Source organism: Bradyrhizobium sp. HKCCYLRH1030 (genome assembly GCF_051168395.1).
In the GTDB taxonomy this organism is placed as follows: Bacteria; Pseudomonadota; Alphaproteobacteria; order Rhizobiales; family Xanthobacteraceae; genus Bradyrhizobium.
Genome location: NZ_JBNPUY010000002.1, coordinates 362,671 through 386,778, shown reverse-complemented (window position 1 = coordinate 386,778; position 24,108 = coordinate 362,671). Strand labels below are relative to the sequence as shown.

Annotated in this window: 12 protein-coding genes and 3 pseudogenes; 9 read left to right on the top strand and 6 right to left on the bottom strand. The window is 61.7% G+C overall.

Translation table 11 applies throughout. From position 1 onward, the window contains the following. The first annotated feature begins 98 nt into the window (after positions 1 to 98). The 4 genes and pseudogenes from ACQR1E_RS07135 to traD all read left to right on the top strand — a co-directional run. Positions 99 to 1,376 carry an MFS transporter gene (locus ACQR1E_RS07135; RefSeq protein ID WP_316166460.1) on the top strand — a complete coding sequence of 426 codons (1,278 nt, stop codon included), beginning with the start codon at positions 99 to 101 and terminating at the stop codon, positions 1,374 to 1,376. A 12-nt stretch (positions 1,377 to 1,388) separates the two neighbouring features. After that, positions 1,389 to 2,168, top strand: coding sequence for a GntR family transcriptional regulator (locus ACQR1E_RS07130; protein WP_434842520.1), 780 nt, complete (start codon positions 1,389 to 1,391; stop codon positions 2,166 to 2,168). A 302-nt stretch (positions 2,169 to 2,470) separates the two neighbouring features. After that, positions 2,471 to 2,662, top strand: a pseudogene (locus ACQR1E_RS07125) (conjugal transfer protein TraA); the annotation flags it as partial. A 67-nt stretch (positions 2,663 to 2,729) separates the two neighbouring features. Further along, positions 2,730 to 2,825, top strand: a pseudogene (traD, locus tag ACQR1E_RS07120) (conjugal transfer protein TraD); the annotation flags it as partial. A gap of 1,173 nt (positions 2,826 to 3,998) precedes the next feature. Here the strand turns inward: traD and ACQR1E_RS07115 are convergent. The 3 genes from ACQR1E_RS07115 to ACQR1E_RS07105 are packed head-to-tail and all read right to left on the bottom strand — an operon-like array spanning position 3,999 to position 12,426. Beyond that, positions 3,999 to 5,558: a sensor domain-containing diguanylate cyclase gene (locus tag ACQR1E_RS07115; protein WP_316173593.1), complete on the bottom strand. Its 1,560-nt coding sequence runs from the start codon at positions 5,556 to 5,558 to the stop codon at positions 3,999 to 4,001. Continuing rightward, positions 5,555 to 10,849 carry a filamentous hemagglutinin N-terminal domain-containing protein gene (locus tag ACQR1E_RS07110; protein ID WP_434896849.1) on the bottom strand — a complete coding sequence of 1,765 codons (5,295 nt, stop codon included), beginning with the start codon at positions 10,847 to 10,849 and terminating at the stop codon, positions 5,555 to 5,557. Before ACQR1E_RS07110 ends, ACQR1E_RS07115 begins: the two co-directional genes overlap by 4 nt. After that, positions 10,849 to 12,426 (bottom strand): ShlB/FhaC/HecB family hemolysin secretion/activation protein, encoded by a 1,578-nt coding sequence (locus ACQR1E_RS07105; protein WP_434842522.1) that lies wholly within the window; start codon positions 12,424 to 12,426, stop codon positions 10,849 to 10,851. Before ACQR1E_RS07105 ends, ACQR1E_RS07110 begins: the two co-directional genes overlap by 1 nt. Positions 12,427 to 13,210: 784 nt before the next feature. On the opposite strand from ACQR1E_RS07105, the pseudogene ACQR1E_RS07100 reads away from it, so the two are divergent. The 3 genes and pseudogenes from ACQR1E_RS07100 to ACQR1E_RS07090 all read left to right on the top strand — a co-directional run. After that, a pseudogene (locus tag ACQR1E_RS07100) lies at positions 13,211 to 14,296 on the top strand (IS256 family transposase); the annotation flags it as partial. 644 nt (positions 14,297 to 14,940) lie between these two features. Then, the gene (locus ACQR1E_RS07095; protein WP_316224601.1) at positions 14,941 to 16,299 is read left to right on the top strand and encodes a tyrosine-type recombinase/integrase; all 1,359 of its coding nucleotides are present in this window, start codon (positions 14,941 to 14,943) and stop codon (positions 16,297 to 16,299) included. A 452-nt stretch (positions 16,300 to 16,751) separates the two neighbouring features. Beyond that, positions 16,752 to 19,127 carry a class I SAM-dependent methyltransferase gene (locus ACQR1E_RS07090; protein WP_316224600.1) on the top strand — a complete coding sequence of 792 codons (2,376 nt, stop codon included), beginning with the start codon at positions 16,752 to 16,754 and terminating at the stop codon, positions 19,125 to 19,127. Here the strand turns inward: ACQR1E_RS07090 and ACQR1E_RS07085 are convergent. The 3 genes from ACQR1E_RS07085 to ACQR1E_RS07075 are packed head-to-tail and all read right to left on the bottom strand — an operon-like array spanning position 19,101 to position 21,800. After that, positions 19,101 to 20,504 carry an ATP-binding cassette domain-containing protein gene (locus ACQR1E_RS07085; protein ID WP_316224599.1) on the bottom strand — a complete coding sequence of 468 codons (1,404 nt, stop codon included), beginning with the start codon at positions 20,502 to 20,504 and terminating at the stop codon, positions 19,101 to 19,103. The two genes, ACQR1E_RS07090 and ACQR1E_RS07085, sit on opposite strands and share 27 nt — an antisense overlap. After that, positions 20,501 to 21,217 (bottom strand): energy-coupling factor transporter transmembrane component T, encoded by a 717-nt coding sequence (locus ACQR1E_RS07080; protein ID WP_316224606.1) that lies wholly within the window; start codon positions 21,215 to 21,217, stop codon positions 20,501 to 20,503. The genes ACQR1E_RS07085 and ACQR1E_RS07080 overlap by 4 nt, the downstream gene beginning before the upstream one ends. A gap of 19 nt (positions 21,218 to 21,236) precedes the next feature. Next, positions 21,237 to 21,800: a hypothetical protein gene (locus ACQR1E_RS07075; protein ID WP_316224598.1), complete on the bottom strand. Its 564-nt coding sequence runs from the start codon at positions 21,798 to 21,800 to the stop codon at positions 21,237 to 21,239. Positions 21,801 to 22,055: 255 nt separating this feature from the next. On the opposite strand from ACQR1E_RS07075, the gene ACQR1E_RS07070 reads away from it, so the two are divergent. After that, the gene (locus ACQR1E_RS07070; RefSeq protein WP_316224597.1) at positions 22,056 to 22,814 is read left to right on the top strand and encodes a methyltransferase; all 759 of its coding nucleotides are present in this window, start codon (positions 22,056 to 22,058) and stop codon (positions 22,812 to 22,814) included. Further along, positions 22,811 to 24,106: a radical SAM protein gene (locus ACQR1E_RS07065; protein WP_316224596.1), complete on the top strand. Its 1,296-nt coding sequence runs from the start codon at positions 22,811 to 22,813 to the stop codon at positions 24,104 to 24,106. Before ACQR1E_RS07070 ends, ACQR1E_RS07065 begins: the two co-directional genes overlap by 4 nt. The last annotated feature ends 2 nt before the right edge of the window (positions 24,107 to 24,108 follow it).

Here is a 24,108-nt window from a genome sequence, read left to right as displayed (position 1 = left end):
AAGAAAACGTGCACTCGGAGGACGCCATGAATTTTGAGCGAGCTATCAACCCCACCTTCGTTGCGGCCGCCGATGAAGCACGCCGTGACGGCCCTAGGATGGGTAGCCGCTTGCGCGCGATCTTCGTGGGCTCGATCGGAAATCTGGTGGAATGGTATGACTTCTACGCCTATGCTGCGTTTGCGTTGTATTTCGCCAAATCGTTCTTTCCTGAGGGCGACGAGGTGGTGCAGCAGTTGAACGCCGCGCTGCTGTTTGCCGCCGGCTTTCTTGTCCGCCCGCTCGGAGGCTGGCTATTCGGCCATTTTGCCGATCATCATGGCCGCCGCAATGCCCTGACCTTGTCGGTCTTGATGATGTGCTTCGGCTCTCTGATCATCGCCGTGACGCCCACCTATGCGTCGATCGGCTTTGCGGCGCCGGTCCTGCTCGGTTTCGCGCGAATCGTGCAGGGAATCAGCCTTGGCGGTGAATATGGCGCCAGCGCAACTTACCTGAGCGAGGTCGCGGACGAAAAGAACCGCGGATTCTATTCCAGCTTCCAGTATGTGACTTTGATTGGCGGCCAGCTCTGCGCGATCGTCGTTCTCCTGGTCTTGCAGAAGGTGCTTCTGACGGAGGAGCAGCTTCGGGGATGGGGCTGGCGTATTCCGTTCGTGATCGGCGCGCTGCTGGCCGTCGTGGCCGCCGTCATGCGCCGCAATCTGCACGAAACGGATGTATTCACCCGCGCGAAGTCGGCAAGACAGGGGAGTTCGCTGCGTGCGCTGGGTCACTTCCGACGTGAAGTCCTGCTCGTTGTTGGACTAACCATGGGCGGGACTGCGGCCTTCTACACCTATACCACCTACATGCAGAAATACCTGAAGCTCTCCGTCAAGCTGACCGATGATCAAACGACCATGGTCACCGCCTGTAGCCTTATCTTCGCGATGGCGCTGCAGCCGCTCTATGGCGCCCTTTCCGATCGCATCGGACGCAAATGGCTGTTGATCGGGTTCGGACTGGGCGGAACCCTGTTCACGATTCCGCTTCTGAACACGCTGCAGGGAGTCCACGATCCGTTCACCGCATTCCTCCTGATCGCGGCGGCGTGGCTGATCGTATCCGGCTATACCTCGATCAATGCGGTGGTCAAAGCCGAGCTTTTCCCAACTGCAATTCGAGCAACGGGCGTAGCACTGCCATATGCGTTGACCGTTTCGATCTTCGGCGGCACGGCAGAGTCGATCGCGCTTTGGTTCAAGTCGATCGGTCACGAAAGCTGGTTCTATTTCTACCTCACCGGCTGCATTGCGACCTCTCTTGTCGTCTATCTCGCCATGCGCGACACCCGGCGGCACTCGGCGATCGATCGTGAGCAGAAAGCGAGATGAGCGGCGCGTCGCATGAGCGCGCGACGCGCCGCGCAGCCTTCGGCTCAAGCCCGCCGGATCAGCAATCCTCGCGCAGCAGGTATCGATATGGACAGCGAATTCAATCGAGTCGATGTTGCCTACGCCCGAATCAAGGAATTGGTCACACATTACGAGTTGACGTCGGAGTCGAAGATCATTTTGCCAGGCGAGCACCTGCGCATCGACGAGCTTGCTGACTACGTCAGGGCGAGCGCGACACCGGTGAGACAAGCTCTCGAGCGTCTTCATGGCGAGGGGCTGATTGATATCGTTCCGAAGCGAGGCTTCTTCTCGAGGGTCCCGGACGCAGCGGAGCTGCAGGACCTCTATGAGTTTGCTCGGCTGGTACTCGCGTATAATCTCAGGAAGGCTTTGGAGTCGTCGTCGGCCGTACGCTTTGGCCGAAGCGCGATGAGAGTGGCGGCGCTTCTGCCCGCGAATTCGGCAAGGAATCGCGCCAAGCATTATGCTGCCGCCATCGAGGGTGTGTTCGAGCAGATCGCGCAGATATCGAGGAACGAGGAGATGCTGCGAATGATAAAAAACTTCAACGACCGCAGCCGGTATATTCGATGCCTCGTCATCTCCCAAGACGCCGATCCGGACTCCGAGCTCCGTGACTGTCTTGATATCGCGGACGGCGTCCGCAGCCAGAACGCCGCGCGCGCGTGCGCGCGCCTGGAAGCCCACATGCACCGAACGATCGCAAATTTGCCAGAATTGATACGGGAGGCCAGATCGCGCTGGGCCATTGCCGCCGCTGCAGGCTGAACCATCCCACCTGGTGGTCTCGCGCTCACGGCGCCCGCGAAGTTCGACGGTCGATCGTTGCCATCGATCGAGCTGGTGGGTCGTTTGCGTTCGTGTGGACCGGCAAACTGGTCTTTAGCTGCAGTCTCGTGCCGACCTAACTCGACGTTTGCGGACGTGTGCAGCCGACCGCAAGGAGCCGCTCCTGATGGTTGCGCTCGAACCGTTCACGGTCGACGAGCAGCGGCCGCGGTTTGAGGGCTACCTCAGCATCCCGGGCATCCAGGCCCTGGAGCGCTATGAGGAAGTGGAGCTAAGCCGGTATTGATGAACTCCAAAAGATCCGCCGGGTATTCGAGGAGGTGCGGCCTTATGGCTCGCTCGATGCCGAAGCCGCCTACAAGAACGCTGAGCTTGCCCGCGAAGCGGCTGGCAGCCGGGTCAACCGCGCCAGCCGCGCGCTCCAGCTCGAGACCGAACTGCGCATCGATTCGGGCCGCCGCGCCGACCGCTTCGCTGGCGGCTCTCGGGCGCAACCGGGCGGCGCGCAACCGTCAACAGGCAGCAAGGGTGCGGCATGATATGCGGCGGGTCGAGCGCCGCAAGCGCACGCGGCATCTCATTGAACTCGGCGGCCTCGTCGTCAAGGCTCGTGTCGTGGACTTGACCGGCGATGATTGCGGACCGATCGCCGCTCGGGATCATCGCGGCCGTGCCGGTCATGGATGGTCAGAACAGGATCGAGAGCGCGCGCATCCTGACGATGAACGCAAAGGCGCGCGAGATCCTGCGAATCCATCACGTTTTCAGATTCACGCCATCGGCGAACTGATCCGACATACCAGCAATCCGCTGGGCTGGACGGTCGTCAAGACCGTGCAGGATGGCCAGGCAACGCGGATCGACTATCACAGCCCGGACGGTGAGCTGTTCTCGATGGTGATCGAATATGTCGCCCAGATCGTCCTGATCTCCCTGGCGGAGCTGAACCGGTCGGAACAGCCGGAGATTGAACAGCAGCCGGAGGTGAGGACAGCAACCCGCTTCGCACGGATGATCGGGCTGAGCTGAGATCGGCAAGTCGTCTGCGCGCCGCCTCGCGCAGACGATGCTCAGGAGCCGTCCGCCGATCTCGGGATGGTCCAGGCGCTCCAGGGCCGGCCCAACGCCATTGGGACGGTGTTTCTAGAATCTGTCCTGGCCACCGTAACTTGGTGCCGTTCAATGTTGACGAACGACCCTGTAACGCCATCTTACAAGAACTCCACCCGAACTAACTGCGTCGACTCCTTCGACCGAGAGTCGTTGTGGCAAGCGCGGCGTAGGCTTGCACGGAGCTCTCCGGCGCAAGGGTCCTTCAGTCGAGGCAACCTCAGTCCGCCTTACGACGAAGCTTGCGCTGCAGTTCTCGCTCATGCTCGCATATTCTTCGGCGACCCCGCCGCGCCTGCTTGGTGCGCTCGGGATGTGAAAGTAGTATCGGGACGGGAACGTTATCCCGGAACGTCCTAATCCATGACGGGCCCGGCTCTTTGAGAACCAGCGCTTTGATCTGAACGATCATCGGTCACTGCTCGTCGTGCAACATCCAAGACGACCTTGATTTCGCAAATCGGGTCGTTGAGGTGTCGACCATGCCGACCCGCTGCGTCGGCGTTCCGCCGAGCGTCACCACCATCAAGGGTACCGATGAGCGCAGCATGGCCCACGACCTACGAACCGGCGATCGCGAGGGCTTGCGTATCAGCCATTGCTGGCATTCCGTCGTCCGGCGAGCCCGCTGGCCGAGCGCTGCGACGGCGTCCGCCCCGATACGGTAGGGCATCTAAGGCCGACCGCCTGCGGCGTTCGTTAGGGATCACAGCGCCAACCGGCCCGGGAAGCCGCTCTCGCAACGGTCGACGTGGGCGCCGCATCCTTAGTGCGTTCCACGACCACGCGATTTCGGCCCGCCGTCTTGGCTGCGTAAAGCGCCTTGTCTGCGCGGTTGACCAGATCGAGGAGCTTGTCGCGCGGATCGTCGAGAGGCGCGAGCCCGATGCTGACGGTCACGCGTTCGCTGCCCGGCAGCCAAGTCCCGACGTTCGACACCGACCGTCTCACCTGCTCGGCCACGTGTTCGGCCGAGGTCTTGCTCAGGCCGATCAGCGCGACGCAAAACTCTTCACCGCCGTAACGGCCGACCAGATGCGGCGCGCCGCAGAATGTCTGCAACTGGTCGGAGAGCCCGACCAGCACCTTGTCGCCGAAGGCATGGCCGAACCGATCGTTGATCCGCTTGAAGTGGTCGGCGTCGACCATCATGAAGACGAACGGACGCCGAGTGCGGATTGCTTCGGTCAGCAGTGCTTCCGCCTGTTCGAAAAAGGTGCGACGGTTGAGACAGCCGGTCAGAGGGTCGCGCGAGGCAAGATATTGCAACTCGAGATTCTGATCGGAGATATGCCGCTGTGCCTTGCGCAGCTCCTCGACCGAGGCGCTCAGCCGCATATTGGTTTCATGCAAGGCCGTCACGTCGGTGAACGTGACGATGGCGCCGCGTGCCGTCCCGCTGCCGTCGAGGATGCGGGTCGCGTTGACGACGAGCCGGTGCATGCCGCCGCCGGCATCGCGAATGCTCAGCTCCGCGCCGAGCACCGGATGCTCATGTTCCAGGGCGACACGCCACGGCAGATCGCTTGGCGCAACCGGAGCCGCCACCGACGAAAGCCACGGCAATCCGCTGGCCGGAGAGCCGAGCTCAAGCTCGCCACCGGTCAGAACGTTGTGTTTGAAAGCCCGGTTTGCGAGCAGCACGCGCTCGTCGTCGTCAATGATCAGCACGCCCTCAGCGAGGGTATCGAACGCCGCCTCGATCCGCTTCGGAATCGTGCGACTCGGATCGAGCTCGCGCAGGGCGCGGCCAAGCACCAGGTAGAAGCCGGCAAAGCCCGTAACCGCCATGAATCCCACGAACGCGAACAGGGCCGGCCCCAGATCGAGCGGGTTCGCTCCGCTGGTGAGCGGCCTGAAGGCGATCTCGATCCGACCGGCAGGCGTGTCATCATTGAACAGCGGCACCTGGATATGCGTCGCGGTCGACTTGCCGTCGGGCAGCTCGCGCCAGTGGGTCAGGTGGCGATCGGATCCGGCGAGGATATTGCCATGCGCGTCGCGGATGGCAATGGAGAGGATGGCTGGGCTGCGGCTGACCACGACGTCGATCGTGTCCTTGATCGCGGCCGTGTCATTGCGGCTGGCGAGGACGGCGAGTTGCACCGCCAGCGCGGTTGCGGTGACGCCGCGCTGCTCCAGCTCGGCTCTCTCCTCGTTTGGCAGCAAGCCAAGCGAGGCGGCGACGAGAATTAGGCTGACGGTCAAGGATACCAGACCGAGGCTGAGCTGGAGTTTGGGGGACAGCCATCGCTTCATCGCGTGACGTCCGCGAGCGATCGATCGGCTCCCTGGCCGCCCTCGAACATCGCATCAACCTCGGATGTGGCGCGGGTCCTTTCCGTCCTCCGCGGCCGCAGCACCACCATCAAAGGATCGAAGCCGCGCCACAGCGGGACCGAGGCCAGGAACGCGGCGAGCAGCGTCCCGCCGCGCAGCAGCCAAGCGATGAAGCCGACGGTCAGGACCGAGCTTGCGGCCGCAATGGTGAATTCGGCGGCCCTCAATGACCTCGCGGCGGAGCGGGCCACACGCGAAATTTCCTCGGCAATGGTGGTCGCGAGCGCTTCGCGATTGAGGCGCGACAGCGCAAGATCGACCATGCTTCGGGCTGGCGCAGGCGCGATCGTGGTGGGCGGCGCGGATAAGATCGGTGGCTCGGGGGCAGCTTGGGCGGGTTGGCTCGGCGGCGGCACGGGTGCGGCGGCCGGCGGAGCCGCAGCGGCATGCTCGGCTGCGGACTTTGCCGGGCCGGCTGCAGGGCCTTGGCCTGCCGAACCCTGGGAAGCGCTCGAGGCAGAGGCCGCACCGCCCAAGCCGCCATGGCCACCTCCAGCACCGCCGCTGGTCCTTCCATTGTTCACTGACTCAGCTGCGGCTCCAAAGCCGTTCAAGACGCCGGAATCGGGCGTGGAGGACGGCGAGGGGGGAATCAGAGCGGGCGTCGATGGGGCCGGAATGAGATCCGTGTTCGCGGACGATGAGCCATTGCCGGCCGTCCCGGGCGCGGCAGCCGCAAACAGGTAACGATTGCCCGGCGCACTCACGCTCCCCGGCGGCACCGACTGGTAGGTCGCGTTCCAGATCGCCGGATTGCCGCTGTCCAATCCGCCGAAACTGTCGGCGCCGGGTGCGGCCGAATAGATCAGCCAGCGGCCGGACGTCGCGCTCACCGCGCCGCTGCCGGCATTGTTGATGAAGGCACGAGCTGCCGATAGGACCGGGCTTGCGGCGACCACCGCGCTGCCGCTTGCGATCGTCAGGTCGCCGGCCGAGAGGATCGTCGCGTTGGCGCTGGCGCTGATTCCGCTGATCCCCTGTACCGCACCGATGGTCAAACTCTGTGCGTTGTTGAAGGTGAGCGCGCCGATGCCGCTGGCGGCAAGCGTGCCGACAGTGTTGTTGGCGCCAAGCACGTAGCTCGTTCCGCCCGACAGCCGCAGCGCCGTAGCAGCGATGGCGCCGCCGATCTGGCTCACCGCACCAGTGTCACTGATCACCACCGGCGCCGCACCTGAGGTGATCGTGGCGCCGAGCCGGTCGCCGCCGCGACCGTCGAGGATGAGGGTGCCGGTGCCGTTGTTGGTGATCGCAACCCCGGCTGCAGACGTGTCGATTCCGACAGCCGAGGCGGACGAGGTGCTGCCTGCAAGGGTGACCGCGCCCGAGTTGGCCGTAATGGCGTTGCTACCGCTGGCGACGAGGCCGGATCCGGTGCTGCTCGTCCCCCTCAGCTGCAGGTCGCCTGAGGTCGTGAGCGTGCTGCCTTGATCGATCGTCACTCCGGCCCCGCTGGTGCTCGTGCCGGCGAACGTCACGGCGGTTCCGCTCAGATTGTCGATCGTGGTGCTGCCCCGCAAATAGATGCCGTTGCCGCTGGTCGAGCTGCCTGAGATCGACGTGGTGCCGGAGGAGGTCACATTGGCGTTGACCGCGACGCCGCTTCCGCCGCTACTCGTTCCGCTGATCGACACAAGCCCCGAGCCGCTGGTGGCGAGCGTCCCGCGCAGTTGCAGGCCATCAGTGGACACCGAAGTGCCTTGCAGGATCAAAGCGCCGCTCGTCGCGGTCAGCGTGTTGCCTCCGTTGGCGACCATGCCGACATTGCTGTTCGAGGTGCCGGTCAGCGTCACACTTCCCGTTGCGGTGAAGCTGGCGAGCGATGCCAACACGCCATAACCCGTGCTCGACGTTCCAGCCAGCGACATGGTGCCAGATGTAGTTACAGCAGAGAAATTCCGGAACTGGAGTCCGTAGCCGGACGGATTGAATCCCGAAATGGCCAGCGTGCCAGCGCCGGAATTGCTGATTGCGTCGGTGCCGGCAAAGAGCACGCCGGCGCTCCCGCTGTTCGTCGACCCCGTGTCGTTGGAGGTTCCAGTGATGGTCAGCGATCCGCTGCCCGAGTTACTGACCGTCGCACCGGAGAAGTAAGTGCCGACCGTCGAGCCCGACCCGCTCGTGGCGGTGGAGATGCCGCTGACGGCGACGTTCCCGCCCGTTACGGCGAGGCTCGAGGCTGATCCAAAGCTGACGCCGTCGCTCGCCGTCGAGATGCCCGCGAACGATACGTTGCCGGACACAGTGTTCGTCCCGGTGAAGTTCACGCCAAAGCCGCTGTTTGACGTGCCCGAGAACGTCGCCGTGCCGGTCCCCTGGTTATCGATGGTCGTGGCGCCCTGGAAGAAGACGCCGCTGCCGGAGGTCGAGCTGCCTGCAAAGCTCGGCGTGCCGTTCAGAATCGTGACGATGTTGCTGCCTTTGAACGACAGGCCTTCACCGCTTCCCGACGACCCGTTCAGTGAGACGGAGCCCAGGGTGGTCAGATTGCTGCCGGTATTGAAGCGGATGCCACGACTGGCGCTGGGTGTGCTGCCGATCAGCTGGAATGTGCCGGCCCCCGCGTTGGTCAGCGCCAAGGTGCCGTTGCCCTGATCCCAGACGCCATTCGAACCCGTCGAGGAGCCGCTCAGCGTGAGATTGCCCGAGTTGCTGGTGATCGCGGAGCCGTTCAGGTACAGGCCGTAGGAGGTGCCGGTGTCGGTGCCGGAGATCGAGATGTTGCCCGACGTCGTCAGGTCGGAATTGATGGCCGCGCCAAATCCCCCTCCCGCGCCCGCAGCCGAACTGCCTGAGATCGAAAGAGCTCCCGTCCCGGAATTGGTCAGCGTTGTTGGTGTGGCGGTAAAGAAGACGCCGATGCCGGTGGTACTGGCTCCGCTGACGGTAAGGTTTCCGGCAGTGTCGGTGACGAGGTTCGAGCCTTGGAATTCGACACCGTTGGAGGTGATCGATGTGCCGGTGAGCGTGACCGTGCCCGACGTGGTCAGGCCCACGCCTGAGTTAAATGCGATGCCCTGGGATCCGGATGAGGTCGTGACCGTGCCGTTCAGCGCGAGCGTGCCGCCACCAGAGTTGGTGAAGGTGTTGTTGCCACTGTTGATCCAGAATCCGACGTTGGATGACGTCGTCCCGCTCAGGGTCAGACCGCCGGAATGATCGGTGATGGTGTTGTTGCCCAGCAGATAGACGCCGACACTGCTGTTCGACGTTCCGGTAATGCTGACTGCGCCGGCGGTATCCAGACTCGCACCGGCCTGCAGCACGAATGCCGGCAACGTGGGGCTGCTTCCGCTGATGCTCAACGCGCCGCCGCCGGTGTTGGTGATGGCGTTCGATCCGGCGAATACGACCCCGTTGCCGGAGGCCGAGGTGCCCGTGAGCGTCAGAGCGCCGACGTTGAGGGTGCTATTGGCCAGCCAGACAGCCGCGTTGCTCCCCGCCTGAACTGCGGACCCAGTCAGCGCGCCGCCATTCGTGTCGATGGTTGCGCCGTTGATAACGAGCGAGCCCGAGCTTCCGGACGCAGCCAGATTGACGTTGAGGGCTCCGCCGGTGGCCGTGATGCTGCTGCTGACATTCACGTCGCGGCCGGCCGACACCGAGAATGTCCCGCCGCCGCTGGTGCTGATGCCCGCATTGACGTTGACGTCACGCGCGGCGTTCAACGTCAGCGAGTGGCCGCTGGCCCAGGTCACGGCGTTCGCCACGGTGATGTCGCCGCTCTGTGACCCGCCGCTTCCGGTGTCGACGGTGACATTTGCCGTCGCCAGCGCGCCTTGCAGCGTGGCGACCGACAGCACCGAGCTGTTGCCGGTCGGCGAGTAGGTGTTGCCGCTGCTCGACATGTTGCTATCGGCCGCGGTCGAGATGGTCACGTCATAAGGGTCGAGCAGCAGCGTGCCGGTCTTGCCGCCCGTGGCGGTCAGGTCGACACTGCCGCGGAAGTCCAGCAGGCCGTGGCTCGAGACCTCGGCGCCGCCGCCATTGCCGCCATCAGCGCCGGTCGCAACGACGCTGCCGCGGAAGTCGGTCGTCTGCTCCGACCACAGCACGACCTTGCCGCCATCGCCGGCACTGCCTTTCGCCGAGATGGTCGCGCCCTGCGCGACCGAAGTGGTCTCGGCCGTCGGCACGTCATCGGCGACCAGCTTCGCGGACGGATCCCGGCCGCCGCGCATATCGCCGCCGATCAGCACCTTGCCGCCGCTCTTGCCGTCGGCGCTCACCTTCGCGGTCGCGGTCAGCGCAACCTTCTTCCCGGTCACCACGATGGTGCCGCCGGCATTGCTGCGGCCGCCATTGGCCGCAAGCCGTCCTGATATGGTCACCGCGCCGCTTCCGCCGCCGAGCACGATGCGGCCGGAGCGGCCCGACAGCGAGCGGGCGCTGAGCACGCCGGACACGTTGACCACGTCGCGCACGGCCTGCTGGGCCGCCGCCGCCTTGATCTCGATCGCGCCGCCCGCCGCCTTGATCCTGCCGGCGATGTCGATGATCGCCTTGCCATCGGCGGTGGTGGACTTGGTGGGAAGCGCGACCTGCAGGAAGCCGTCGCCTGTCGGATTGAGCGTGATCGCCTCTCCGGCGCCGAGCCCGACGCGGCCGAGCGGCACGGTGATCGTGCCGCTGTTGGACACGGTCCCGCCGATCAGCCCGACAAATGCACCGCTCGCGCCGGAAATCGCGCCGGCATTGCTGACGGCGGCCGAAGCGCCCTTGCCGGTGAAGATCAGGCGGCCGGCGTCGAAATCGGCATTGCCGATGTCGAGCGTCGAGGCCACGAAGCCGCCGCCAACCTGCACCGACCCAGTTGGCGTGATTGCGATGCCGTTGGGATTGACCAGGAACACCTGCCCGTTTGCGCTGACCTGGCCGGCAATGGTCGAGGTCGTCGTCCCCGTGACCCGGTTGAGGATGGCTGCGCTCGAGTTCGGCTGGACGAAGTTGACGCTGTTTCCGGCACTGACAGAGAAGCTGTTCCAGTCGACGATCGCCCTGGAGGATGTCTGGTTGATCGTGAGGGTATTGCCCGCCGGCGCGCCGATCGTGGCCTGACCTGACACGACGCTGCCGCCCTGCGGCAGACCGGCTTGCGCCAGCGCGCGCGATGATATGGCGAGCAGAGAGGTGCAGCCGAGCAAGAGGGCAGCGCGTCTGCGCCATCCGCTCGCCGCTCGCGCGTTTCGTGCGTGGTCGAACGCGCGCATCAGAAGCTCACCGTGCCCAGGACATTGGCCCGCCAGCCCTGCCGCACGCCGCTGACGTCGGTGAAGCCGCGCGCGATCTCGACTGCAAGGCTCGCATCGGCGGAGCTGCCGGGAATGCTGACGCTGCTGCGGACGCCGGTCCCCACGGCTCCCGCGTTGAGGGCGGCTTGTTCGACGGCCGAGGGACTCGCGATCCAGCCCCGGCCGCCGGCTGCAAACAGATAGGGCGATGCGGCGGCTCCCGTGCCGAACGCATTGAACACGAACGGGTAGGCCAGCTCTCCGCGCAAAGTGAAGCCCTCATCGGCATTCAACGTGCCGGACGCGAAGGCAGACAGCGCGTCGCTTCCGTCGAGCGACAGCTGCTCGGAGCGCAGCATGGCCTTGCCGCCGGTGATCTGGCTGGTGCCGATGACATCGAAGCGGAAGCCGGCGGGCAAAGGTTGCGACAGGCGCGCGGTGGCCGCAAGCTTGACGAAGTCGGGCGTCGCGCCGATCCGCGACAACGGCACGCGCGAGGTGATCGCGTCCTCGGCATTGCGTCCGCCGAGCCCCTTCGAGAGCTGCGCTCCGAGCTGTAGCCCTGCCTGCGACGGCAACGTCGTGGCGTAGTCGATGCCGCCGCGAAGCACGCGGTAATGATCGTGGCTGAGCGCCACCCCGAAATCCGGCGCCGAGATCTGCTGCTCGACATCCTCGACGGCGAGGTTGGCGTAGAGCGACGCCTTTCGCGACAGCCCGATCGGCCCGCGCAGGCGTAGGGCGAACCGGTCGAAGCTGCCGAGCGAAGCGGGGGCGCCGGGCGTCTGCTTCGTGACCGTCCGCGAATGCGTGTATTCCGGATTGACCGTGATGCCGTCCGCTCCGATCGGCACGACGGCCCCGCCGCCGTAGAGCGAGACCGGCGCGTCGCCTGCCGAGGCCGCACGCAAATCCGTGCTGAGTCCGGCCGTGCCGTAGATCTGCTCGCCAGCGCCGAGCGCGCTGTTGAGCGCCAGCGTGCCGCGCAGCTGCCAAGTGCCGAGCGAACGCGACAGGCGATCGTCGGCTCCGGCCGAGCCCGAGATCAGCCGATGCTCGCCCTCGAGCACGAGCCGTACCCCGCCTTCGCGCGTGCCGCGCACCAGAGTGCTGCGCAGCCTCAAGCCGGGAACGTCGCCCGCGATCAGCAGCGCACGCTCGATCTGTTCGGTCGTGAGATGCGGCCGCCCCAGCAGCAAGTTGGTCCGGCCGACGACCACGTTTCGCACGCGCTCAGGAAGCGTATTGACGTCGATCGCTTCGATGAAGCCGTCGATGACAACAAGGCGAAGTGTCCCGCCGTCGACCAGCTGTTGCGGCGGCACGCTGACCCGCACCAGCGGATAGCCGGCGCGCGAATAGAGACCTTCGAGGTTGGTCGCGAGCGCATAGATCTGGGCAACGCTGACACGTTGGCCCTTGACGCGAGCGATCAGGGGGTCGGTGAGCGTGCGAAGCTCGGGAAACGCGCCATCGAGCTGCGCCTCGCCGACCACGACGGCCATGGCTGCGTTGCCGGGCGGCACGGCCGTTTCCAGCGGCCCCGGCAGTCGCAACGGCTGCTCGCCCGACGGGGATTGAGGTCGCAGGCTCGGCGGAGTCACCTGACTGGGAGCTGCGATCTGGGATAGCGCGGACGAGGAGTACATCAGCGCCCCGGCACTGGCTGCGGCACATAGAAGGGAGCTGATAGGCTTCGCCATATGCCGCTTCGACTCATGTCACTCCGCGAGCCAACGGTGTTGTCCGAGGCGCGCGCACTTCTTTCAGCCCAACGACCTAAGCGCTTCATGCTTAATGGGACGTTGAAGTGGAGCTCTCTGCGGGGCCAGCCAGTAATTCCACGGAGCGATCATGAGCCAGCCAGCGCCAAGCCGTCCTCCTCGCCGACAGGTACACGCTCCATGAGACGCACGGCTATTCCGCAGCCATGATCTCATTGGGACTTCGGCTTCGTCAATTTCGGCGAGGCGGCCGAGATAAAGATCGACACCTTCAACTTCACCCATTACGGCCTTGTCTACGGCAGGGTGCTGAGCGTCTCGCAGGACGCCGGCGCCCTGGCCGAGACCGGCGTTAGGCGCCGCGAACAATCCGCAGATGTAAGCCTCACTAAAGTGCAGTTTGATTGACCATTATGCCATATTTGACCACCCGGCGATTGAGCGATGGGCTGGGGCGCGTGGTCGTGTCCCCGGTGGTGGTGTAGCTCGGTAGAGCAAAGCCGCTCGGACGCGCGCCTCCGATAGCGCCGTAGCGGGCGGGCGGCTTTGCGGTGGTCACCGGCAGTTCTCCGGTAGGATCGGGTTGCGACACGCCAACGCAACCGAGGAACCACCGATGACCGACGAAATGATGAACCTGCGCACGCTCGTGGATAAGACCCCCGAGCGCCTGGCCCAGCGCAACGGCCATCGCGACCGGACCTGGGAGACTCGTGCCGGCACGGTCGAGCTTCGCATCCCCAAGCTGCGCAAGTGCTCCTACTTCCCCGGCTTCCTGGAGCCGCGCCGGATGGCCGAGAGGGCGCTCACCGCCGTGGTTCGGGAAGCCTATGTGCAGGGCGTCTCGACCCGTTCGGTGGACGATCTGGTGCAGGCCATGGGCATGACCGGTATTTCGAAGAGCCAAGTGAGCCGGCTCTGCGCGGAGATCGACGACAAGGTGAAGGCGTTCCTCGCCCGTCCGATCGAAGGCGACTGGCCGTATCTGTGGATCGACGCCACCTACGTGAAGGTGCGTCAGAACGGGCGCATCGTGTCGGTCGCGGTGATTGTTGCGGTCGGCGTCAATAGCGATGGCCGACGCGAGGTGCTCGGGATGGACATCGGTCCCTTTGAAGCCGAGACGTTCTGGACCGCTTTCCTGCGCAAGCTCGCCCGCCGCGGCCTGCGCGGTGTCAAGCTGGTCGTGTCCGACGCCCATGAAGGTATCAAGGCCACCGTCGCCAAGGTGCTCAACGCCAGCTGGCAGCGGTGCCGCGTGCACTTCATGCGCAACGCGCTGGCGCATGCCGGCATGAGCGGCCGGCGCGTGGTCTCCGCCTTCATCGCCACCGCCTTTGCCCAGGACGATGCCGAGGCTGCACGAGCGCAGTGGCGGACGGTCGCCGATCAACTCCGCCCCAAACTGCCCAAGCTTGCTGGCTTCCTCGACGAGGCCGAAACCGATGTGCTGGCCCATATGACGTTCCCACCGCAGCACCGGACCAAGCTGCACTCGACCAATCCGATCGAGCGCCTCAACGGCGAGATAAAGCGCCGGACCGAGGTCGTCGGCATCTTCCCCAATGAAGACGCCATCGTCCGCCTCATCGGCGCGATCCTGCTTGAGCAAAACGATGAATGGGCCGTCCAGCGCGCCCGCTACATGACACTGGAAACAATCGCGCCGTTGAGCGATGATCCCACCGTCAGCCTTCCGGCTGATCGCCAGCTGACCTGCCCGGCTCTCCCCGGCGAACGCGCTGCCCCACCGCTAGCTACACCACGCAATGGGACACGATCCCGACGCATCGATATTGCCGCCCGACAAAATCACCCCGACCTTCTTTCCGGCCAAGCGGGCGCGCTCTTGCAAAAGCCCGGCAAGCGGAGCGCCACCCGCGCCATCGGCAACGTTGTGCGTAACCGGAAAATAGGAACGCACCGCTTCGGCGAGGTCGTCCTCATACCAGCAACCCGATTGGACCAGCTAGCTAGGGCTGCTGCGACGGTGGCACGCGACGATCAGAATGCTCGCCGGGGATATTGAGCAGGGCCGGGAGAGAATGCGCTGCGGACCGATGCGCAGGCGAGGCAAAAGCCAGCAGGCTGTCCAACCGCGTCACGGGACCAAGCCAGGACTGGCGCACCCGACACGATTCGAACGTGTGACCTTTGCCTTCGGAGCATTTTAAGTTGTTCTGCGCGAGAAAACGCCAGGACATCCAATGCTACGATATCTCCCTATAATCATTATCGAATCTGGAATGAGACACCGCCGGCCGTATCCTGCGATACGCGCCGGCTTTCCTCCAAGTGCTTACGTGGTGCTTACGCGAAAGACGGGCTTCGGAGGAGAAAAAATCCATGCCTAAGCTCAGTAAACGCGTTGTCGAAGCCGCCGAAACTCAAAGCACGGACTACGTGATCTGGGATGACGAACTGCCTGGCTTTGGCCTGCGCGTCTTCAAGTCGGGCAAGCGCAGCTACCTGATTCAATACCGTTCAGCCGGCCGCTCTCGCCGCTATAGCATCGGGGTTCATGGTGTTTGGACGCCGGAGCTTGCCCGTAAGGAAGCCAAGATTCAGCTGGGGCGGGTGGCACAAGGTGACAACCCGGCCGAGGAGCGGCAGCTCGATCACAAGGCGGTCACGGTCAAGGAGCTCTGCGAACTCTACCTCAAAGACTTTGAAGCGGGCCTTATTCTAGGCAAGGGCGGACGCCCGAAGAAGTCGACAACATTGGTGACGGACATTGGACGCATCAATCGCCACATCATTCCGTTGGTTGGCACGCGTCGGGTCAAGGATCTCGTCAAAGCAGACGTCAACAAGGTCCTGAAGGACATCATGGCCGGGAAGACCCGTGCCAGCGTCAAGACGAAGAAGCTCCGTGGCAGAGCCATTGTGCGCGGTGGCATCGGCACGGCGACGCGGACCGTCGGTCTCCTCGGGGGCATTCTCACCTATGCGGTGGAGGCCGGGATCATTGAGCACAATCCAGCCCACGGCATTCGCAAGCCGAAGGACAATGTCCGCAATCGTCGACTCACGGAGGCCGAGTACCGGACGCTGGGCGAGATGCTGGAGGAAGCAGCAAAGGACGAAAAGTACGCCATAACGGTCGACATCATTCGCCAGATCGCGCTGACCGGCTGCCGTCGCAGTGAAATAATCGGCCTCAGGTGGTCCGAAGTGGATACCGAGTCAAGCTGTTTGCGTCTAGCGGACAGCAAGGAAGGTGCATCGATCCGACCGATTGGACTTCCTGTGGTGGAATTCATGGACGCTCGAAAGAGGAAGAAGGCCGGCTCTTACGTTTTCCCGGGGTACGGGGATGATAACGCATTCGGCAGTTTCCCAAACCACTGGGAACAGTTATTCAGCAAATCGTCGCTTCCAAACTTCACGCCTCACGTGCTGCGTCACAGTTTTGCTAGCATCGCCAACGATCTCGGCTTCACCGAGGTTACGATCGCAGCGCTGGTCGGTCATTCAAAGGGTTCCGTCACCAGCAAGTACATCCATACACTCGACACCGCGCTCATCATGGCCGCCGATACAGTTTCGGGTTACATTCAAGGACTTCTTGACGGAGTAGAATTCAAGCAAACTGCCTACGCACTCGATCGCGACTCGCGGAAAGCGGCGTTGGCTCGTTTCTTAGCCCAAGCTGTTGGCGAGGGGGCCGCCGACGTTGACGAATCGGAGAGCATCGCTGCCTAGCGGGGCCTGCGATCCGCAGGCTACGTGCCCAAGGGTCTGTCGTTCGAATCGTTTCCGGCGCACCGGACGAGATCAAGCTGGGCACTCCCATGTATTTGTTGTTGCGGTATAATTCCGAAAGCTCTGCAGCTCATTCGGCTGCCGTTACGAAAAGTTCGCAGCCCGCCACGATTCGGAGGTGGCGCCGCGTCTATTGTGATGCCGGTCTCCCCCAACGGGTCTGCCGCTGAAATCAACTGAAAGCCTTCCTGAGGAGCTCTAAGAATAGCTTCGCATAACCTTCCAAGTTGGGCTGTGGTCATGTAATCTCATGCAACCGGCAGCTGTGCCGACGTACTTCTGGACTCCATTAATCAATTCGATTCTCACATCTAGCGCTTGGAACTGCTCTTATTGCCGGGTCGCGGACTAGAAGGCATAGAGGCAGCGCGTCCGTCTTGGTAGACCTTTGCATGCCGAAGAACAGATCAGATATTACCGCTAGCAAACTGTCGGACGATGTATTCGAAGGCCCGTTGGCCGCTTATTGGGTTGATGTCATTGGCGCATATGGAGATCCAATCCGCCGGACCATTGCCAACCCCATTATTGCGTACATATTGGATCATTTTTCGAAGGCTCCCCTTGCCGCGAACTCGATCGCGCCCGACAATCTGATTCAGAAGGCCTCGAAGAAAGTCCGGCCTATCCTCGAACAGTCGTGTCGGAAGCCGACAAGTCCGTCGGACTGGATGGTGGAATGGCATTCCAGCACTGACAAATTGACAACGATGTTTCCTGACATCGGCAGGTCGACGCTCTGGGACTTGGGCTGCGGTGAAGGCTACCTCGGAAGATGGTTGGGTGGATTGGGTGTTCGATACTTTGGTGTCGAACCCAGCCGTTATCTCTTCGAGGTCTGCAAGCGCAGAGCAACCCAAAACGAAACGTACTTCAATGACTCGATTGCTCAGTTCGTTCGCGAGCACGCCTCTACCGCTGAGAGGCCTTCCTTGATCAGTTTGATCGGTGTCTTGGACGGTCTTAGTGATCCACGACGCAATTTGCTGCAGCTGAGCCAACTGCTGCAAAGTCGCCAACTCTCTACCGTGCCTCTGCTGGTCGCAACTTTCGATCCCGATTATTTCTCGTCGAGCCTGCCGCGAAGTCGGGAGCAATATTCGAAGATGCGGCTTGGCAAGCACAATCATGGAATTGTGACGCGAGACATCGGTGAATGGGAACTGATCTTTTCAGAATGTGACTATTTCGTCATCGATCAGAGACCAATCCATCTGAATGCTCTTCCGGACTGTCTGCCCAGCTACATTTTGGACCTTTGGAAGGAGGAGGTGGTGGGGCCCAAAGATTTGGCTCACCAAGTATTGCCGCGGTACGCGCCCTTCTACTTCTGGATCCTGGTGCCGCGCCAGGAGCGCGCGCTCCATGCGGGTACGACTGGTCGGAAGCAGCGGGGTGGCGATGCGAAGTCCCTCGGTGAGTTCGTCGCCTTCAAAGCGGGAGACGTCATGGAAGTTACCGGGAATCTCGGGTCGCGCGTGCACTGGTTGAAAGAGGGTGGCGCCCGTTTAGAGTATGCCCACACCTTGAAGATGCTCTTCGGTGTTGACGAGCTGTTCGGTCAGATGGAGATGAGGCGAAACTACTTCTCGTCTCGCATCCTCGGGCCAGTTGTGGCCGAAGGTGATGTGGTCGTCCAGCGGTTCCGGTTCTCGGACCTTACCGAATTAATGGAAAGAGAGCGCTTTGTTGCCGGGCTCTTCATGAGTATGGTCGCGCATCTGGATACCGTTAGCTATACCCGGCTGATAACCAGTAGAAGGGTCACAAAGACGGAGCCGAAGTCCAAGGCGCTAACCAGTGAAGCCTTGACGCCTGTCCGAAACTGCGCCGCCGTGTTGCTGAATGCTTGCGCTAGAAGGCTTGCGGAGAAGGATTGGCCTGCGAATGGATACAGTGGTCGGATCTTGATCCGTCTGACCCAGGAAGACGTGCAAAGATCCATTTTTCACGACGCGTTGGAGCGTCGTAAGTCTGGCAGGATCACCGAGACCATCGAACAGTTCGTGCAATGCAATCTGATCGACTGCTTTTCGGCATCGCTCCTCACTAAGTTCAAGGCCGTCGATGTACCTCGCGACAACGCAGAAGAAGCAGTGGAGGCCGATGCTGAGAACGGTCTAGTCGCTTCGCTCAAGGAAGCCGATGGGGTGCAAGAAAACATCGCATTCGTAGACGACGATTTGCTTGAGTCCACGCATTTTCTGCATCTGGGTACGATCGCGGCTCGTCACATAAAGCGAGCCCTCAACGCAAGCAATGACGATTTCGACATAAAGTTCGTCGCGTACGCTGTTTCGGCCTGTCTCGGGAGCAAGACGGACAATTCGCATCTCGCCAATCATGTGCGCGGACAGAGGGCTGGGCGGCGGACAAAGGGCAATCAGACGCGGATACGAACGGTCGCGGAGATTAAGTCATTTCTGATGGACTATTTGAAAGCTGGGTCGGAAACGTTGCCTGAGGCAACCTTTCGGATGGTAGAAAATTTCATCGACCGATTGGTAGATGAGTTCAATTTCTACAAGAAGGATGGTTACGAGAAGGAATTCTCCACGTTTGTGCTCGTCAAGGACGTATGGGGACTTTTGGCATGCGTGATGAACGATAGACGTATCTGGCAAAGCTCGGACGTCCGGAAGAACAACATGTCTGAATATGTGAGAGGTTCCGCGCAGCGGCACCGGCTTTTGGCTTTTTTCCAGGAGTGCATCTATCGGCTGGCTGAAGAGTGTGGACTCCTAACTTACAGCGATGCCGCTATTTGATACTTTGATGCGCCGATTGGCCACCGCATCCAAGAAGTCACCATCGTGGGAGACTATCATCATGGCGCTTTGAATTGGTCTAAACCTGAGGAGTGCATTCACCAACGACGAAACCTGCTTATCGTCTAGACCGGCGCTGGGCTCGTCCAAGAGAAGTAATGGGGGTTCAGCCGCGAGGCTTGCGGCAATGCAGGTCAGACGGCGGATGGAGCGCGGCAGGTCGAATGGAGAACTATCGAGATATTCCGTTAAGCCGAGCTCTTCGGCGACCTTTATGGACAGGCATTCGTTTGGTCGGCCCACTCGGATCGCCGTTTCAAGAATCTCTTTTCGGACCGTAGGCAGATAGATTTGGTCGTCGGGGTTCTGAAATACATAGAGAGCGTTGCGGGCCCAAAGTTCTGGCCGACTTGGTTGCGGTGATTGCGCGCGCGATGTCGGTTCGAGAATTTCCATCGAACAATAGCTGGCGTTCAGTAAAGTTGCAACGCACTTCAACATTGTAGTCTTGCCCACCCCGTGCGGTCCGACAAGCGCAACGCGCTCGCCTTCGAACAGGTCGAAGGAAGTAGGTGGCAATGCGAACCCGGAATCGGGATATCGGAAACGGAGATTCCTCACTCTGAAAAAGGGACACTGGTCCGTCTTTTGAGGCTCATCCGACGAACCCTGCTCGTGTCCGGCGGGTACCATCCGGTTGAGCTGCTGTCGCACGCTGAACGAGATGCTGCGCGAGTCCCCCGCCTCGCGAAACTCCGTTAGTGGCTCCAGCCAAAGCGGTTTGCGCGCAAAAGTCTCCACCACGACCGAGTGCTTGGGCAAATACTGAAGCAGAGAATTCCGCACGCCGCGGATCGCGGACAGATCAAGGTTGTCATAGCACTGATCAATTGCGATCAAGGATGGTTTCTTGGCAGCAGCGAGTGCTATAGCCGTGCGCGCAGATTCCCCGCCCGAAAGCGTCGACGGATCGCGATCAAGAAGGTCCCTTAGTTCGAACGCTTCTATAACCTCCTCTATGGTGTCCCGCTTGGTTTCTGGAGCCGTGCCAAGGAACTGCCACGAAAGCTGAAGTTCGCCTAGAACCGTGCTCTTGATCCCGCTGAACAGGAGCGTCGGATCGGTCGGAACGTACGCGAAGGTTTGCGCGCGAGAGATTTCGGACATCTCCCTGAGGCTCCGGCCCTCGAGCGCGATTTCTCCTTGCGCCTGCTTCGGGTCCGCTAGAGCGCACAGAAGCAAACACAGGTTTGTCTTGCCCGTTCCGCTCGCGCCTACAATGGAGAGAACCTGTCCCGGTTCGATGGACAGAAGGCTGGGCCACTCCGACCACGCGCCGGAGATCGACCGCGTCCGTATGTTCCGCGCCTGGATCATAGGATGGCCTGTGAAATCCAGATCGGCAGCAGGATCGCAAACGGACTGCCTGCCCACACCAAGTCCGCGATGGTGGCGGGGCGGGTCGCCAGGGCGGGCATATCGCTCGTTCCGAAGCCTCTCGACACCAGCGCTGGTATGCGTCCCTCTGCCTCCAAGAAAGTGCTGACAACAACAGGTACGAGTATCGAAGGAAGCGCCTTGATGCGGGTGAAGAACCCGGGGCCAACGCTGATGCCACGCGCCTGCTGTGCGAGATACACCTTCTTCACTCGTCGCTCGATAGTGGCTGCGACAGCAACGCTCTGCGATGCGAACATGACAACCGACAAGGGAAGCTTCAATCTCATTAGGCCGTCTGCGAGATCGTCTCTCCGGGTATGAAACCAGTAGCTCGCCACGGCGGCCAGTAGAACGATCTTCAAGCTCACCTCGACTGCGTAAATTGCGCCCTCGAAGCGAAGCGGAATCAAACCTAAGAGCCAGCTATCAACGGGGTAGGATCTGTTTAGTACGCCGTGGATAACAAGCAGGGGCATCACGAAGGGAAGCGACCACTTCGCGACGAGCGACGCGGGGCGAATGCTGCCGAGCAAAAGCGTCAATTCCGCCATCATGAGCCCTGTCAGGAGCGCGAGTGAGCCGGGCGATAGAGCGGCAACCGCGATGTAGCTAGCAAGTGTGGCGGATGCCGCCAGTGGAGGCGAGATCACACGATGCTGCGGTATCACGTTATCGCTCTCCTGCGAGCTTGAGCCGGTCCGGTAGCCGACGAAGCAGAAGGTAGACCAAAGCTGCCGCGATGACCTTGTCGATACTGGAGACGATAATCGTTCCGGATATCACTGCCGTCCAGATATCCTGACCTGCAGCCATTAGAATTGCGTTCAGCGCCGTCGCGCCGTCGGTCACGCCGCCGAACATCACGACTGTGATGGGTGCGCTGACGATAGCCGAGACGATACCGATTGCCAGCCCCACTGCAAGGGCAGGAAGTAGTCGACTAAGCCAACCCCGACGAAAAGCATAGATGGCCATGAGCGCCACCACGATTTGTGTACCCGTGTAGAAGGGGATGGCCGGGTGTGTCACCACCCCTCCTATCAGATTGCTGACGACGCCAACGGAAACCACAAAGACCGGTGGCACGAATGCGGCCGCCAAAATCGTCCCGACCGTGTCCATGAAGATCGGCAAACTCAGCACGACGGCTATCTTGTTCAAACCAATGTTTAGCCCGATGCAGGCCGCCGCCAAAACGGAAGCCCGCGTTAAGTCTGCGGAACGGATTGTCACAACGTCCTCCTGCTTACGCCGAAGTAAATAAAGGGCGGAGGTGGAATTGGCAGGCGACTGCACAATTCTGCATGTGCAGAATTGACGTTCTGCTGCCGTCAGCGGTTGCCCGCGACGCCAAATTCCGGAGAGCGCATCCGCCGCAAGTAGCGGGACCGGCGCGTCACGTCAGATGTCGATCTAGCATCGGGATGCCGCGTGACAAGTGACGCGGTGATGCGCCGCGCATAATCGCGGCTTGTGGTGGGGATACCCATGTCAGCAATTACGATGCAAACGCATTCCGCAGAGATCCATGCTTTTGAGAATGCGCCGCCTCAAAGCCGAAATCTTTCGAAGGACAGGTCCAGCGAGTTCCCGGAGGCGATGAAGTTAATCGCGCGCCACGCGGCGATCGGACTGGGGGACGTTGTTACGATCGACGGGATCGAAATCGAACTGCATCCAGCGGTGTTGAGCCCGGTATTGACGAAAACCAGCCGTTTTCTGGCATCCACCGTCCTCGCGCTCGACGGCCTTCGCGGCAGGGTACTCGAAGTGGGGGTAGGCAGCGGATTTGTCCTTTGTCGCGTGGGAAAACACGAATCGGCCCTGGAGCTGTATGGGGTGGATATCAACGCCTCTGCCGTCGAGGTCGCGAAGCGCAACTTGGTGCGCAATGGGCTTGCCGGCGGCATCGTCATCGGCGATTTGTTCGGCGGGTTCGGCACGGACGCGAAGTTTGATACCGTAATTTTCAACCCACCGTTGCTCTTCGGGAAGGCGCGCGGACCACTGGAGTGCGCCATCTTCGATTGCGATGGTTTGGTGATCCGCAAGTTCCTGGAAGACGCAAAATCCCATTTGGAGCCCGGTGGTCAGTTGATCGTGCTTTCGACTGACCGGAACCATCGGCATGGTGCGCCGTCGTTCGAAAGCCTGATGTCGAGCCACGGATACGATCACAAGGTCGTCGCGACATTGGATCGCGGCTTCGAAGTGTATTCGGCCCATATTGCGGTGGTGCGGACATGAAAAACGAAGCATCCCGCTATAACATTGCTCATGTGAATGAGTGGAATTTCTTGCTGCACTGGAGCGCCATGTTGGCGGTTTTCCAGGCCCGGAAAGCTAAGGCGGACCAGCTCTTGCGCGCCATTCCGCCCATCACGGTCGAAGTCGATCCGGTTGACCACTGCAATCATCAGTGCCCTTGGTGCTTTACGCTCGCCCACCGAGCTACGGACCGGTTGTCCGAAGCGACGGTAAATAAGGTCATCAAAGAGCTTGGGCAAATGGGCGCGAAGTCCGTTCACTTCGCCGGAGGCGGCGAGCCGACGCTCTTCCGTCGTTTCGCGGCACGGCGAGGATCGAAGGATCCGAGTCCGGACAAGTCGGTTCAGACGCTACTCGATGCGGTGAAAAGCGCGGGACTCGTCGCCGGACTGATTACCAATGGCAGCACGCTGAGGATTCTCGACCCAGAATTCCTGACCAGTCGCTTGGCATGGATACGCGTGAGTATCGATGCTGGCACAGAGGCGCGGTATCAGGCGAAGCACCGGCCAAAAGGCCACACGCTGAAGGACGTTCATCTCGGGATCGCCGACGTCATTGGAAAGCGGGCGGCCGGCATCTACCCGACGATCGGCGCGAGCTTCATCTTCGAACAAAACACGTCTGAGATGAAGGACGAGATACTCAAGTTCGTTTCCGATTTGGCCGCGTTAGGGGCAGATTTCGTGCAGATCAAGCCGGAAAACAACAACCGAGGTGCCGATGCAGATCGCTTCCTGGCTTCGTTCAGGACCGAAATCGCGTCGAAGCTAAAGGGCGGTGTAACCTTGGCGATCATGAATGCGCCGCATCGACATTCAGCGCATGCGGGCTACTGCTGGTATTCGCACTTTGGCCCCGTCGTTGGCGCGACCGGTGACGTGTTCGCGTGCTGCTACACGTACGGTATGCCGGAATTCAGATACGGAAACCTAGATGAGTACGGGAACAGCTTCCAGAATTTATGGGGGTCCGCGGAGCGACTAAATCTCTCATCGACGATCGATCCGAAGGGTTGTCACACTTGTCGGCACCGGTCGTTCAATGAACTCGGCGACAGACTCTACCTGTTGGGCGAAGGCGCGTGGCACTCTGTTACCCAGCTTCTCGACTTGATCGACCGTGGAGCGGAGGTGGATCCGCAGCACCTTCCGGAGAATCTGCGCTGGATGGATGCGGGATTCGCCCAGTACCGGCGGCTGCGCTCGATCGGACACAATGATCTGCTGCAATATCCCGTTTACCGGCCGACAGAGTTCATCGGAGGCTAGTG

Coding starts and splice junctions, on each gene's coding strand:
- ACQR1E_RS07135 (WP_316166460.1), top strand. CDS start 99: ATGGGTAGCCGCTTGCGCGCGATCTTCGTGGGCTCGATCGGAAATCTG.
- ACQR1E_RS07130 (WP_434842520.1), top strand. CDS start 1,389: ATGAGCGCGCGACGCGCCGCGCAGCCTTCGGCTCAAGCCCGCCGGATC.
- ACQR1E_RS07115 (WP_316173593.1), bottom strand. CDS start 5,558: ATGAAGCGATGGCTGTCCCCCAAACTCCAGCTCAGCCTCGGTCTGGTA.
- ACQR1E_RS07110 (WP_434896849.1), bottom strand. CDS start 10,849: ATGCGCGCGTTCGACCACGCACGAAACGCGCGAGCGGCGAGCGGATGG.
- ACQR1E_RS07095 (WP_316224601.1), top strand. CDS start 14,941: ATGCCTAAGCTCAGTAAACGCGTTGTCGAAGCCGCCGAAACTCAAAGC.
- ACQR1E_RS07090 (WP_316224600.1), top strand. CDS start 16,752: ATGCCGAAGAACAGATCAGATATTACCGCTAGCAAACTGTCGGACGAT.
- ACQR1E_RS07085 (WP_316224599.1), bottom strand. CDS start 20,504: ATGATCCAGGCGCGGAACATACGGACGCGGTCGATCTCCGGCGCGTGG.
- ACQR1E_RS07070 (WP_316224597.1), top strand. CDS start 22,056: ATGTCAGCAATTACGATGCAAACGCATTCCGCAGAGATCCATGCTTTT.
- ACQR1E_RS07065 (WP_316224596.1), top strand. CDS start 22,811: ATGAAAAACGAAGCATCCCGCTATAACATTGCTCATGTGAATGAGTGG.